This is a genomic window from Psychrobacillus sp. PGGUH221 (genome assembly GCF_042055255.1).
Classification (GTDB): Bacteria; Bacillota; Bacilli; order Bacillales_A; family Planococcaceae; genus Psychrobacillus.
In genome coordinates, this window is record NZ_JAQMHQ010000063.1 from 1 (window position 1) to 250 (window position 250).

1 protein-coding gene is annotated in these 250 nt (G+C 27.2%); it reads right to left on the reverse strand.

All coding sequences use genetic code 11. From position 1 onward, the window contains the following. Positions 1-39 precede the first annotated feature (39 nt). Positions 40-250: hypothetical protein (locus PGC35_RS22215; RefSeq protein ID WP_375220735.1), on the reverse strand; the 211-nt coding region annotated here is incomplete at its 5' end.

The window sequence follows — 250 nt, forward strand, 5'->3', positions numbered from 1 at the left end:
TTGGATCTGTTTTTAACAGTCATTGTGTTTTATTCGTTATTACCAAAACATCAATATCACTACTTTTAGAATTAAATCCCCCCACCGCCAAAGAACCTTTAAATAAAAACCAATAAAATCCTCTTTTAAAATTTCTTTAGTTTTATACAAGAGATTATTAACAAAATCCTTTATTTCCAAAGAACTTGTTTCCCAACTGCTAACCATATATAAAAATTCTCCATTATTTTTTTCGATTTCCTTATTGAAC